This is a genomic window from Vogesella oryzagri (assembly GCF_040148885.1).
GTDB classification, from domain to species: Bacteria; Pseudomonadota; Gammaproteobacteria; order Burkholderiales; family Chromobacteriaceae; genus Vogesella; species Vogesella oryzagri.
In genome coordinates, this window is sequence record NZ_JBEFLD010000008.1 from 179590 (window position 1) to 193620 (window position 14031).

The following is a 14031-nucleotide window of genomic DNA, read 5'->3' on the forward strand; positions in this document are numbered from 1 at the left end:
ATGTACGTCAGCCAGCGGATTAGAGATAAAAGCCCAGCTTGCCCATCACGCCTTTGAAGGCGATGTAGCCGACGAACCAGCCGATGGCCTGTGGGCCGACCAGCCAGAACACTTTTTTGCGCAGCAGATCCACGCCATCGGCGGCAAACACCAGGTCCGGCATGGCAAGCCGGCGAATGGCATCGCCAACCACGACGCCGATGGTGGTGGTCGCGGTACCGACAATCAGCATGGCGACATAGCCAAAGAAGCCGAGGTAGATCGATGACGAGAACACCGCCATCACGGTGAGCAGCAGGAAGATGGTGAAGCAAATCAGCAGCTGCTTAAGAGTGCGTGCTTGCATATGAAGACCTCTGACAATGAAAGGCGGGGCGATCAGGCCCCGCCAGTTGTTACTGGTCGCGCGAAAAGACACTGGGCTCGCGACGCATGCCTAGCTCAGGACATGAGTCGGCGAAGGGACGGTCATGCACGCGGCGGATACATCAGGCGCAGTTGCGCGGCGACTGGGCGGAGAAGTCGCTCGTCAGCGCCCAGCCGATGACTTTGCCGGCGCCGGCATTCGGGTCGGCCTGGCTGTAATCGGGTACCGTCACCAACTGCACCCAGCCCCCTTTCGCCACCGCGGTAACGGTGACCGGCGAGAACACCTTCAGCAGTTGCTTGTTCGCCTGCCGATCCGGTGTGGCATACAGGTACACCGGTTTCGGGAACTGCAAGCGACCATCGCTGCCCACCTTGCTCTTCGGTGCCAGACACGCGCCAACCCCTGGGGCGGCCTGCGCCGTCGCTGCCAGCACCAGGCCCAAGACGGTCATGATCACGATTTTTTTCATACTACTCTCCCTTATCTCAACGGGTTGTACGACAGAGTGCCGCTAAACCCTCATCACAAAATTGACGACCAAACCCGGTGGCCATCGTGGTCCTCATCCAATCAATAACAACCAATTTCGATGAGTTTCAACTTTTAAAGCACTTCATGTCAATCGGTTGAGCATCCACCATTTAAGTTGACATGGAGGATGTGATGCCACAGATCGATGAGAAAGCCCTGGCCAAGGTGATCGGCAAGGCGATTGCTCGCCTGCGCCTGGCGCGGGAACTGACACAGGAACAGGTGGCCGAGCAACTGGGCATCGGCAACGAGGCGATATCGCGCATGGAGCGCGGTACGGTGATGCCAACGGTGGCCCGGCTGGTGCAACTGGCGGCCATCTTCGACTGCGAAGTGACGGAACTGCTGAATGAAGTCAGCCCGCGGCTACAGGATCAGGCACAGCACCTGAGCCGCTTGCTGGCCGCACTGGGTGATGCCGATCGGGTGTTGGTGATCGACGTAGTGGAAAGACTGGTACAGCGCTTGGGCAGGCCAGACTAACGCCAGCAAGAAAATGCCCCCACCGCAGGGGAACAGTGAGGGCGAGACGTACAGACAGCAAAGCAAGGAAAGCACTGCGGAGGAGAGAAACACCGTGCCGTCCTTACTACCGTAGATGATGCCGTGCGGGTTGGCAGCCGACCTGCCCCTTCGACCAGTCACCCCTCTCCCTGTGTTTGGCTGGCCTTGCCCAGCTGCCGCGTCAGCCGTGTCGTTCTAGTCGGCGTTGACGGTTTCGTGGCGTCGCCTTCTGCTTCCCCCTCTGGATAGAACTCTTCCAGCAGTTGTGGCACTTCCTCTACCGTATCTTCGAACTGACCATTGCCGAGTAACGCTTTGGCCGCGGCCTCCAGTTGTGAGGTATCAATCCCCGCTTCCAGCGCCTGTTCGGCGTCTGCCCTGGCCTGCGCCACCACCTTGGCCAGCTCGTCTCCATCGCGCAGCGTCAGATCAACGAAGTACACCGGGGTGCGATAGGACTGGGTGGTGGTTTTGGCACGCAGTCGCAGCAGCAATGGCAGGTAGTGGGTCAGGCCGCCGCTGACCGCTTCGAAGTACTTCAGCCGGGCTGCCAGGGTACGCACCGAGTTGTAGCCGGTGGTGCGGAAAATGAAGGTGCCCAGCGCATCTTGCTGACCATCGACCTGGACGTTCAGCCGGCCATACAGCTTGCAGCCGGTACTCTGGCCAAAAGGGCAACGATCCGGCCCGGGGCATACCACCTCTTCCAATCCTTCCTTGCTGGCACGCCTGGCGGTGTCGCCATCACCAACGCACAACGGGCGGCCCGTCTGGCGGTCAAAAGCGCTGTACTCGGCGCGCAGGTTGAGTTCGCTACTGTTGAACAGCAGCCGCACCGGGATGGCGCGGATCTTGCCATTGGCTGCTTGGTCGGCCAGCGGTTGGTGCAGCGGATGCAGCAGCCAGCCTTCACGGTTCTGTACCTGGGTGGTGAGGGTAAAGCTGTCGTCCTTCTCCGGCAGCCACTTGTTATCCTTCTGGATCAGCTTGCCAATGCTGATGCGCCCGATCACGGGCGGGGTGATGGCGAGTCCCTTGATCATGCGAAATTCCTTTCGGTGTGAATGACAAAGCGGCGGCTGCCGCTGACGGGTTTACGGTATTGCTGCAGCAAGCCGGGATAGTCGGCCGTCAGCCGCTCCAGATCCGGCTGCTCACGGTCCTTGGGTTTCTTCCAGCTGATACGGCCTTCAGCGAACACCGCCCCGGTGGCATCGCCCAGTACAGTCTGCAGCTGTTGCCGGGTGCATGCTTCCTGTTGCTCCAACGCTTCGCGTTGTTGCCGTAGTGCCAACAAGGTGTGGAACAGGCCATTGGCTTCGGTGGAATCGGATAGGTCAAGGGTGGTGCCGTTGTCGCGCGGGAACAGCCAGTTGAGCGCCTGGCCGGCATCCTCGGAACCATCCGGTGGCGGCGGTTGGTCGAAACGCACCAGCGCCCAGAAGTCGCGTTCGCGGGCGATCAGGTCGGCGATCTTGTCGTCGTCGCGTTCCACCCGATAAATACGGAAATCCTGGCCACCGATCAGTACCGCTACATCAGCCCAGTGCAGGCCGGTGACCGCCAGCTGGTGCAACACCTGGCACTGGTAGGCGATGGGTATACCGTCTTCCCACTGTGGCGCACTGTGATAACTGGCGGTCTTGATCTCCAGGATGCCCTGGCCCAGTTCCGGGCAGCGCACCTCGCGATCGAGATTGGCCAGCATGTGCCGGTGCTCGGCATGCTGCAGCACCGCGTTGACGCGGCGCACCCGCCGCCCGGTCTGTTCGGCGTAGACATTGGCCAATACCGGTTCCAGCACCGTGCCCCACAGCACCGCCTGTTTGCCGGACAGGTCCTCCGGCTCGCGGCGGCCGGTCTTCTCCAGCCACAGCGTCAGCGCGCTCTTGTACGGCGATAGCCCAACAGCGGATGCCGCATCGGACGAACCGATGCCCAGGCCGCGAATCGCCAGCCATTGCTGACGGGACAACTCCAAAGTCGATGCCAGGCGCAGGGCCTGGCCGTAACGTTCTCGCATCACATACCTCCAGACGGCATAAGGCCCGGCGGGTTACCCCGACCGGGCCTTGCATAGTGGAAAAGTAAAATCAGATGGCGGAAGCTGGCAGCGCTTCACGCCAGTAACAACATGGCCTGCTGTAGTGCCTTGTCTTTCAGCTGCGCGCCTTGGCCAAACCAGGCGGAATCCAAGCGGTAATCTTGGCTACGGGCACGACGACGATGATCGACATACTCGGTGACGGCATTGACCAAGCCCCAGGCGCTGTTGCGGCTGCTGGACAGCAGCGAGCCCATGCCACCACCGGCATACAACACTGACAGCTGCTGCATTGCACGGGAAGTGACCGTGTCGTCGTCCTCTTCCTGCACCGGCTCTTCCAGCACCTCGGCAAAATAGCGACGCGCTTCCTCCGGTGACACCGGCCGACGGCTGAGCGACTTGATATCACCGATGAAGCGATCCCACGACGACAGGCCAATGCCCAGCGACTCCTTCACCGCCTGCGGATCGAATACCGTCGAGTGCGGCACTTTCACCGCACCGCGGCTTTCCCCCACTGCCATCTGCAGGGTGTTGTTGCACACCACCCGAATGGAGGTGAACTGGGCGGTAGTACACAGTGTGCCATCGCAGCTGGTGGCCAACAGCAGGTAGGCTTTGACCCGGTCACCACCCTTCAACAGCGTTTCCTGACCGGTACGCGCCAGCGCCCACAGCTTGCGCCCGTCCTTTAACACACCAGCAGTTTCCAGCTCGAAACCGCCCGCATGCACCAGGTCGTTATAGAAATGCAGCACCTCGTGTGGCTGCACCACCTTGTAACGCGGTGACACTACTGACAATGGTGCCAACGTATCGGAGCGGTACAGCACCTTGGCATCTGCATGTGGGCGGATATGCATGCCTTCCGGCGCCACGTTGAACAGCACATCACTCTGCTTGATGGTCCAGTTCATCCCCGCCTCGTGTTGCCACACATCCAGCGGTTGTTGCTCGGTTAGTTGATTACCCAGCCCATGCCAGGGTGTGGCCCCCATGTAGGCCATCGATTCCACCAGATGTGACATATCCCTTCCTCCATGAAAAAGCCCCGGACAGTGCCGGGGCAGATCGAGAATGCCGAGCGTCATGACAGACTTCGGCTTGTTCCAAGGGAGTGATATATGGCTGAAAAAATCTGCAATCAAATTGTCTAGCCCCCCCTAGTCTGAGACATAGCTACAGCTATTGCACAATAGTGATAAGGTACAAGTACGGAGTCAGATACAGAAACCTGGTTTCATTCTGATGCCCCCCGCTTTCAGGAAAAGACAATGCACCAGCAGCAGATTGAGCAGATAGAAACATGGCTAGATGAAGCCGATGGCCTACTGATTACCGCTGGGGCTGGCATGGGAGTGGATTCTGGCTTGCCAGACTTTAGAGGAGATGAAGGTTTCTGGAAAGCGTATCCAGCTCTGGCACAAGCTGGAATACGCTTTGTCGACGCCGCCAATCCAAAGACATTTCACGTCAACCCTCGCTTGGCTTGGGGTTTCTATGGGCATCGCCTACAGCTGTATCGACGAACCACCCCCCATGCGGGCTTTGGCATCTTGAAACAGTTAGGTGCCCAGTTACCACATGGATATTTTGTTTATACCAGCAATGTTGATGGTCAGTTCCAACACGCAGGATTCGATGCCAATCGTATCTGCGAGTGCCATGGTAGCATTCACCTCACTCAATGCCTGATCAACTGCACTCAGCAGATTTACTCGGCAGAGAGTCTTACCATCAGTGTTGATGACTTGACATGCCAGTGGTTAGGCCCACTGCCTTTGTGCCGAAGTTGCGGTGGCCCACTTCGCCCCAACATCTTAATGTTTGACGACTGGCATTGGAACGATAGTAGACAAGTTCGGCAGGAGGCGCGTCTGTTTGACTGGCTCCGCCAAGTTGAGCGGCCTTTGGTCATTGAGCTAGGTGCAGGTAGCCACATCAAGACGGTCAGACAATTTAGCGAACAATATGGCTGGCGCCTTGTTCGTGTTAATCCACGAGAATTTGAGGTCCACCCTCCTCACCTAGGCATCGATAGTGGGGCGCTTGATTTTTGCCTACAGCTCCAGCAATTGCTCGACTCGAAAAGACTGCCATGACAGCGGACGAACCACGGAGGTGACTACCGGTAGTCATGGCCAAGGCTTACACGCCTACAGGGCTCTAGAAAGCACAAACAAATGCTGTTTGGCACGAGTGGCAGCAACATGCAGAAGGCATCGTTCCGCTATTTCGGCCTCTTCTGTAACGCCTGCATCTTCATCACGGCTGTAAGATGCGGCATATGCATCAGCTCCCTTGTACGCAGCAATAATGACCACGTTGAACTCCAAGCCCTTCACTCTATGCATGGTTGATAACCTAACGCCAGGTGTCGAAGCATCATCGGTCGTTGTGGAGTCCAACCTCAAGAAAGGCACACTTGCTTGCTTGAGTAGCGCAGTAATCGAATCTAGATCCTCATTGGTACGAGCCGTAATGCAAACCTGCCGAGCCTCCACGCCTCCAACTGCCAGATCCCGAAGAATATTGACCACATGCGTGACATCATCTTGCGAAGACACACTCTGCAAGATATCTGGCACCTCTCCATGAGTAAGTGACTTGTAACCGCTTAATGAGTCGCTATTGCCATCCAGATCGTCAATATCACACCCTTCCAACTGAGCACATGCCCAGCGGCGGATTTCATCTGTCGTTCGGTAGTTTACTTTTAGGCTCTTGCTGCGACCCCGCACCTCAATACCGGCACGGCTCAATACCACTTTATGCCGATAGATACGCTGGTGCGCATCTCCGACTATGAAAAGATCGTTCTCTGCCAAAGGTACAGCGATACGGATAAGCTCAAATGCAGCACTACTGATGTCTTGGGCCTCATCGACAACCATGGCACGAATGCCGAGCGATTCGGTGGAGCCTACCAACAATTGGGCAGCTTCGCGAAAAGCCTCTTCCGGCTCTTTATAATGGGCAGACTGTAGCTGGGCACGATACTCCGCAAAAACTGGCCAGATTGCTTTGCGCATCTGCCGGCTCAGCTGGCCACCACGCCCGATACGACTGGCTCGCATATAGTCTTCGGCCGCCTCACAACCTTGTGGTAACACCACGCGCTCGAATTCGGCACGTAAAAACGACGGTGATAGATCCACACCAGCAGGAAGTGCCGACATCGCTGCTTTCCAGTACTGCCGTCGCTCCGATTCGCTGTAAAGCAAGTTACTCTTGTAGCCAAAACGACGGAGCAAGCCGGTAGCCCATTGATCCAGGTTCACTACCTGGATTTTTTCCAGCTCTTGGGGGCTGCAAAGCAAGGCAAGGTGCTGCCGAATATCTTCGGCAAGCGTCTTGGTGAATGTGGTGAACACCACTGGCCGCCCAGGAATATCTGCGTACTGCTTTGCCAGCCTTGCGGCGCGATGCATTGCAACAACCGTTTTGCCGGTCCCCGCCCCACCTGTTACTTTTACCGGGCCATTCCAGTCGCGCTCAACCAGCTTGCGCTGGCTGGGGTGCAAAAATATCCGCCACCGCTCAAGCGGTGCACCAAGCAGTGCTTCAAGATCGCTATCATCCGTCAGCACAACGAAATGTCGGCGTGACGCATCGCGATCCAACGCCGCGCTAAAGTCATGCGGGTCGATAGGCTCTTGCTGAGCCGCCATCTCCAGCAGAACCTGCTCCAACGAGTAACCTGCCGCATACATGAACAAGGCTTCGTATGCTTCATCTGGCAAGCGTGATTGCAAGTCGTCCAGCGCTGCTTCACTGGCCACAGCGCGCACCAGCGGCAACATCTCATCTGGCACGCCCAAGCGGCGAATCTCACGATCTTTCAGGCTGGCAAACAAGCCAGTCGGTTGATCAACGGCGACCGCCACTTGGTTGGCCGCAGTTGTCTCTTCCACCGCAAAAATCTGAATGCTGCCTACGTCAGGGTGAATGACGACTTTGTGGCGCCTTGCCCATTGATAAGCATTGTCATGCTGGTCAACCCACAGCAAGCAATACACATTGCCCACATCAGGCTTCAACACAATGCCACGCATATTGTCGTTCACCCGCACCGATCGCATATTAGGGTCGGCTGCATCATGAATCCGCTCGTAATTGATACCCGTGGCCAAAGGGTTTTGCCTGAACTTGGCAACAAAATTCAACACCGCTTGCTGGTGCGAGCGCGGCACTGCGGCAAACGACTTCAGAAAATCATCCGAGATGGCAATTTTTGGGGTCAGGCTCATGTATCCAGCTCCGTCATCAATCCAATCAGCTGCTCGACATCAAAATCGTCGCTCAGCACACTTACGTGCCAGTGATGCTGTTTAAAGACTAGGGCCTGATCATCGTTGTCAGGTAACAGCAATGCTACCTTTTGCTGTGGCCAGGCCAGCTCGGCCTCTGCCAGCACACGCCCTTTGTCGTTGAGTAAGGCAAAACCATCTTCAGGTAGTGGCAACCCTGCTGCCATCGCTGCCAAAAATGGCTGGAGCATGGCATCGCATACCTCGGCGACACCCGCCCACTCAGCAGGCAAGTCCGTCTCTTTCGTTTTCAAGGCCGGGCAGTCGTGCATGTTGTCCAGCCCAACCATGGCATCATTACCCACCCAAATGTGCCGTAAAGGCAGCAGCAGATTCAGGCATTGCCATAGCTGTTGCCATAGCTGCAAACGCTCAACATCCGACTCGGCCTGGTCTTTCCACTGCGCCACAATCACTGGCTCGTGCATAGGCTGTGATCCGCCTTGTAGGATGTGCCCCAAACTTGGCGCATCTAAACCGATAGCCATGCCACAGCTGCCACCGAGCAGGCGCACCCCCCACTTGTGCTGAAGCGTATCGGGCAACAACGCCAGATCGACCAAACGGTGCCACCAGTTACCCACCTTCATGGCAGCCAGCTGTGTGGCATCCCCTTCCGGCCTCATCAGGCCGATACCCAGCACGCAGGCGTGCTTGCGCATGGCTTGATGGTCGCACGCGTACAGCCGGTAATGCAGCTGCTGAAATACCGGCATGGCCTTGAAGCTGGACAGGTGCTCGATACCCTGCACATCAAACAATTTGGCCAATGCCGCGGTGGCCTGCTCATGAATAAGCGCGGGCCAGGGCGAGGGTGTCGCAGGCAGCTTACCCTGCAGTGCTTCTTCCAGGTCGTCCCAGGTCAGGGTCCAGACTGAGAATTTGCCACTCTTGGCAATGGCCATGCGTTTTGCCAAGTCTTGCGTAATGATGTCCTTGTGGTACTGCCAGCCATCCAGAAACACCGCAATAGGTTTGTCACCACTGGCGTCGTCCGGCCAGAACACAAAGTCTGGCTTACTGGGCAGCACCACCCCATCTTGCGGCCCCAGATTCACCTGCAGCTCCAGGCGCCAGCGACGGTCAGCGGATTTCACCAGATAGCCCGGCTTGCCACGAAACAACAACTCGGACAGTTCGAATTTGGTACCACCGTGTGAACGCCGCAGCGCCTCAATAAAGCGCTGTTCCAGCACGCTATCCAGTAGTGCATTGTTCGACTGCAAATTAGACAAATTGCCTACCGGCTTCAGTGCTGCCTTATGCTGCAGCGCCTGGGTCAGCAGCTTTTGTGCTGCCCGGCGCGAAATTGCACGGCGGTCGCTACTGTTGTGATATCGGTAGACACAGCGATGGCAACCATCTGCCTCGTCGTCCTGGTTGCAAGGGCAGGCATCCAGCGACTGCAAGGCCAGCGACATCACCTCAAACAAGGGCTCCGGGTCGCGCATCAGCTCTTTCAGATAACCCGTCCCCCCTGGCACGCTGTCGTAAATCACCAGATACGCCCTGGGCTGGTCAGAGCCCGCCGCCATGCGCACATCCAGTGCAATGCGCAAGTGAGCCACAGCCCCGCGGAAGCGTTTGGTCAGCCCCAGTTCCAGCGCTGCTACAAAGCTCAACAACGCGCCTTGGGTATCGGTAAAGCCCACCTCCGGCAGAAAGATACGAATACCCTCGCTGGTAAATTCCCGGTACAGGAATACGCACTGCTGGGTATTGGCCTCGGCATCCTTGCGGCGGCTGCACCAGGCCGCATGGTTACGGTACTGCTCTTCTGCCTTGCGCCGGCGCTGAATCGTGCCGCACTCCGGGCAAATGGTGAAACCAGGGCGGTTCAGCTCCTCGCCTGCTACCACCATGGGGTTCGGCTCTGGCGTCTGCTCGCCAAAGTTCACCTCGCGGAATGTCACCTTGTCGAGAAACTCGAAACCAAACGGAAACGCCGGCTGGTCGACGGCAAAGGCTTGCCGTACTGCCTCCGGGGCAGAGTCCACCAAGGCCTGGCGCACATAGAACCCGCGCTGGCGCTCGTCACTGTCGTCGGCGATGCGGCTGTCCCGGTCCAGCGTACGGGCAAACACTGTTGTCAGCCGCAGCATCTCGTGCACCCGGCCGCTGTCGCGCCACAAGGTATCGCCACAACGCGGGCAATGCTGATGATGATCGCCGGACGACAGCGGCTCGGTGTACGCACACTGGCGGCAGAAGCGCCATGCTTCGGGCTTGATCTTGGACACGTCCACCTGGTTCACCATCACCCGGCGGCCTTCGGCATAGAAAGTGTTATTGGGGGCCAGCTCGGTAATGGCGGCCGCCCCCGGTCGCTCGTACTCAAAGGTCAGCGGATCCGGGCGCTCGGCACCCGGTTTGGCGTCGCGCACGATAATGGAACGCAGCAACACGCCCTGTTCAGGGAAAGCATAGTTGGGCAACAAGCCCTCATCCGTCAGGACGTTCAGCGTGGCCTTGCCCTCAATAGCGCCTACCAGTCGCGCCAACGCAATGCGCTCTTGTTGCAGCCGCACCAGTTCTTCCTGCTGCTCCTCCCCCAGCACTTCCAGCGCCTGGAGCTTCTCGGCCTCTTTCAAGGCCCGGTCACGCTGGCGCTTGATTTCGGCAACGTCCTTGGCAATGCCACTCAGGCGGTGAACCAGCTTCCAGGGCAAAGAGCCTTCTTCTCCGATACCTCCATCAATGAAGGAACTGAGCCACTGCACAGTTTCAGGAGTCAGCGACGTAAAGGCACTGGTATTGAACAGCGCAACAAAGCGGCTTAGCAGACTTTCGCGGTTTTGGTCGATGTAGCTCAACCAGGGGTAAGGAAAACGGCTAAGGTTTTGCTTTTCAATGGCCGCAAACACGGCGCGTACCTCGCCCGGAATCTGGGCAGCCTGGCCGTTTTCCCGCACCCAGCAATCCAGCGTAAAAGCGGTGAGCTGGCGTTCCAGTACCGCGGATGCATTCAGAAACACGCCTGGCGCCTGCACGCTGCCGGCAATCATGGCTTTAGGGTCTTGCCAGAAGTACAGGTCATGCGGCTTGCTGGTGGCCATGGTCATCAGCAAGGCATTACCGGTGCTACGCCCTGCCCGGCCTGCGCGCTGAATATAGTTGGCCTGCTGCGGCGGCACCGAGCACAGCAAGGTGCACGACAAATCGCCGATGTCGATACCCATCTCTAGCGTTGGGGTAGCGGACAGCACATTGATGGCGCCAGGTTGGTCGCTGTCCGACTTGAAGTTGCGCTCTACCCGCTCGCGGGTTTCACGCGGCAGCAAACCGGTATGCTCATGCGCTACCACGCGCTGGATATCCGCGTTCAGGTACAGCTTGCGATAGTAATCGCCCAGCGGTGCCGCTGCGGCCAACTCGCCACGGCAATCCAGCCGGCGGCAAGGCTGGCCAGCCAGCACATCGTCGTGCGCGGCAAATACTGCGCTGTGACACGTAGTGCACTGCCAGTGGCTCACTCCCGGCAGCACTTTGAAGGCTTGCGGCTGCAGGCCCCATACGCTCACATCGTCAGCAATGTCTGCATCCAGCTCTACTGCCAGCTTGGCCTCGACCAGCGCCCTGAACGCCAGACGGTACAAGGGCACAATCAGCGCATCGACGCCCAAGGCAATGCCATGCAGCACCGGGAAGGCCTTGAATGCCCAAGCGCGGAACAGCTTGTCGCCAGCCACATTCAGCGATTGCTTGTACGCCACCAGCGACAAAAAGCGCGGAGAACGCGGGCTGGTCAGCAGCTTGTACTGGAACGGGGTTTTCTTGTAGGGCCACGGGGTAGAACCCACTTTGGCGTAAAAATCCAGCCCGGCATCTTGCCAGGCACCGGCGCGGATCATGGTTTCAATCAGGCCGCTCAAAAACACTTTCACTTCGGCTGCCGTTGCCGCTGCCAGCGGGTCGATCTCTTGCGACACACGCGGCAACAGCCAGTTGACTGCGCCTTCCAGCGCTTCCGGGTCAGGCTGGACACTGGCGGTGCCGGTTACCACCAGCGAGCGGCCGATACGTGCATCCTGGCCAAATTCGGCATTAATCAGCCATGGCATGATTTGCGACATCAGCTTGGGTAGCTCGCTACCGGCAGGCAGCTCACCTTCGGCCATCAGCGCTTCGTAATCACGTAGCCAGTGCAGCACCGGCGGCAGGAAGTTGGCCAGGTAATGGCCATCGCCCAGCTGGGCTCGCCAACGCTGTTCAAAGGCCTGCGGCAAGTCGGCCAGGCTAAGCGGCAGGCCGGTTTGCGCCGCCTCCACAATCACCTGCGCCAACGCCGGGCGCAGGTTCAGGCGCCAAGTACGTGCTGCCAGAAAGCCGGCACGGTGCGCGGCATCCTGCACCGAATCCGAAAACGCAATCAGCTTTTTGTCGGGGTTAAAGCGCGACGAGAACATCTGTGCCACCATCACCGCTGCCAGGCTGGCCGCTTGAGAGCCCACAATACTCAGCGTCTTGAGGCCACCACAGTAAGGGCAATCGTGGTGCGAACGCGTGTATTTGGCGCCATTCTTGGTGCTCTCGCGCAGGTTGGCGGTGATTTCTACCGGCAGCAGCCCCTCATGCTGGCAATGGCTGCAGCTGGTATGGCTAGCCTGGTGCAAGGTGCCACATGCCGGGCACACCTGCTTGCGCTCAAAAACGCGCAGGTCCGGGTTTTCGCTGGGCGGAAAGATAAACCGGGTCGACACGTCCTCGGCAAAGAACGCGCCGTAAAAGCCCTGCAGATCGCGGGATAGCTGATTGGGGCTGGTCTTGTGTACCGTACTGCCCCAGCCGGTAGCGTGGCAGTCGCGGCAGTGGATGACCGGCAGGTAAACATGCTCTTTCTCGGCCGGGCCCAAGTCGTCATGGAACATCAGCCCCGGCTGTAAAGACAGCGGTGCCACCATGCGCCGTAGCTCGCGCAGCCAGATTTCTACTTTTACCTGCAAAAAGAAATCCTGATGCGCCGGCTTGCGGGCGTAAGCAATCAGTGACAACAAGCTGGACAGCCACAGCAAGGGGTAGCGGGCATCATCAAAGGCCGGCAAGCGGCGCGGCAGCAGGGTCAGCAGGTCGTCCAGCAATACCGACTTACCGCCCAGCCGGTCAAGGTCGCGCAGCAGGTTCTGAAAGGCAAAGTGGCTTTTCAAAGCCACACCCAACGCGTCTCGCCAGGCCTTCGTTTCCACTTCTGCCACGCTCACCGCATGGCCAAACCACAGCGTATACTGGGCCGCTATATAACTGGCGATATCACCATACTGCGCCGGGTCCAGCGCCATCACGCTGGCCGGCTGCGGGGTCTGCATGTATTCGATCACGACATCGGCCAGGTAGTCGCCTACCGACACGCGGTCTTCGGCAATCACCGCCTCGTCGTCCATCGTTTCGCCAAAGATATCGCCGGCAAAACGCAGCAAGTCAGCTACGCCATCGTCGCCCAGCGTCGCCGAGGTGCCCACGCACACCAGCTGCCCCGGCGGGGTATCCAGCCGACCTTTCAGGCGGCGCACTAGGCAAGCCAGGTCGGTACCCTGCGCCCCGTCAAAGGTATGCAGCTCGTCTACCACCAGGTAGCGCAAAGTATCCGGCTGCTGGTACGCCCACAGCGGAGCATCTGCCGCCCGCACCAGCAAAAAATCCAACATCTTGTAGTTGGTCAGCAGGATGTCCGGCGGGTTGGTGCGCAGCTCGTTACGGTCGGTAATTACCGTTACGCTGCCGTCGGGCAGTTTTGCCACCACCTGCGACGTTACCTCTGGCGTTTCCCCCACGTACAAGCCTGCGCGCACCCCGGCCAGCGCGCCGGCTTTCAGAATCTCCTTGGCTACCCGGTTAGCCTGGTCGCCAGCCAGCGCGTTCATTGGGTACAGGATGATGGCCTTGATGCCACGCCGCCCTGCCGCCTGCTGCAGGCGGCAATGCTCCAGAATCGGGTACAGAAAGCACTCGGTCTTGCCAGAGCCGGTGCCGGTGGCCACCAACGTAGAACGCGCATCGTCACCCGCTAGGCGGCGAAAGGCCTTGGCCTGGTGGGCGTGGGGAATAAACCCGGCCGACAGCCACGAAAACGCCGGCGCCTCGCCCGCCTGCTGCCGGAAAGGCAGCGGAATGCTCAAGTACGGCCCCTTGAACACATTGTCACGCTGCTCAAGAAAGCGCTCTACCACCCCGGCAAAACCGGGGCTGCTGGCGGGAAAGGCCGCACGCAGAAAGTCGGCAATACCCTGGGTAACTTGTTGGGCGACGATGAGGGGTTGCATGTAACAAACCTG

9 protein-coding genes are annotated in these 14031 nt (G+C 58.7%); 2 read left to right on the forward strand and 7 right to left on the reverse strand.

Going from position 1 to position 14031, the window contains the following annotated elements:
• Window positions 1-19: 19 nt before the first annotated feature.
• Both ABNW52_RS15805 and ABNW52_RS15810 read right to left on the reverse strand, forming a co-directional pair.
• Complete coding sequence (locus ABNW52_RS15805; RefSeq protein WP_349589837.1) at window positions 20-346, reverse strand: hypothetical protein; 327 nt, start codon at window positions 344-346, stop codon at window positions 20-22.
• Window positions 347-488: 142 nt separating this feature from the next.
• Window positions 489-839: a hypothetical protein gene (locus ABNW52_RS15810; RefSeq protein ID WP_349589839.1), complete on the reverse strand. Its 351-nt coding sequence runs from the start codon at window positions 837-839 to the stop codon at window positions 489-491.
• Window positions 840-1033: 194 nt separating this feature from the next.
• On the opposite strand from ABNW52_RS15810, the gene ABNW52_RS15815 reads away from it, so the two are divergent.
• Window positions 1034-1384, forward strand: coding sequence for a helix-turn-helix domain-containing protein (locus ABNW52_RS15815; RefSeq protein WP_349589842.1), 351 nt, complete (start codon window positions 1034-1036; stop codon window positions 1382-1384).
• A gap of 158 nt (window positions 1385-1542) precedes the next feature.
• Here ABNW52_RS15815 and ABNW52_RS15820 read toward each other — a convergent pair whose 3' ends face one another.
• The 3 genes from ABNW52_RS15820 to ABNW52_RS15830 form a co-directional block, all read right to left on the reverse strand.
• Window positions 1543-2448: a recombination directionality factor gene (locus tag ABNW52_RS15820; RefSeq protein ID WP_349589845.1), complete on the reverse strand. Its 906-nt coding sequence runs from the start codon at window positions 2446-2448 to the stop codon at window positions 1543-1545.
• Window positions 2445-3428, reverse strand: coding sequence for a YqaJ viral recombinase family nuclease (locus tag ABNW52_RS15825; protein ID WP_349589847.1), 984 nt, complete (start codon window positions 3426-3428; stop codon window positions 2445-2447). Before ABNW52_RS15825 ends, ABNW52_RS15820 begins: the two co-directional genes overlap by 4 nt.
• Before the next feature lie 95 nt (window positions 3429-3523).
• Window positions 3524-4480, reverse strand: coding sequence for a DUF932 domain-containing protein (locus ABNW52_RS15830; protein ID WP_349589850.1), 957 nt, complete (start codon window positions 4478-4480; stop codon window positions 3524-3526).
• Between the two features lie 246 nt (window positions 4481-4726).
• Between ABNW52_RS15830 and ABNW52_RS15835 the strand changes: the two genes are divergently transcribed.
• Window positions 4727-5554, forward strand: a complete 828-nt coding sequence (locus tag ABNW52_RS15835; protein WP_349589852.1) for an SIR2 family NAD-dependent protein deacylase — start codon at window positions 4727-4729, stop codon at window positions 5552-5554.
• Between the two features lie 54 nt (window positions 5555-5608).
• Here ABNW52_RS15835 and ABNW52_RS15840 read toward each other — a convergent pair whose 3' ends face one another.
• Window positions 5609-7702: a UvrD-helicase domain-containing protein gene (locus tag ABNW52_RS15840; RefSeq protein WP_349589855.1), complete on the reverse strand. Its 2094-nt coding sequence runs from the start codon at window positions 7700-7702 to the stop codon at window positions 5609-5611.
• On the reverse strand, window positions 7699-14019 hold the full coding sequence (locus ABNW52_RS15845; RefSeq protein WP_349589858.1) for a DEAD/DEAH box helicase: 6321 nt from the start codon (window positions 14017-14019) through the stop codon (window positions 7699-7701). The genes ABNW52_RS15840 and ABNW52_RS15845 overlap by 4 nt, the downstream gene beginning before the upstream one ends.
• Window positions 14020-14031: the final 12 nt, after the last annotated feature.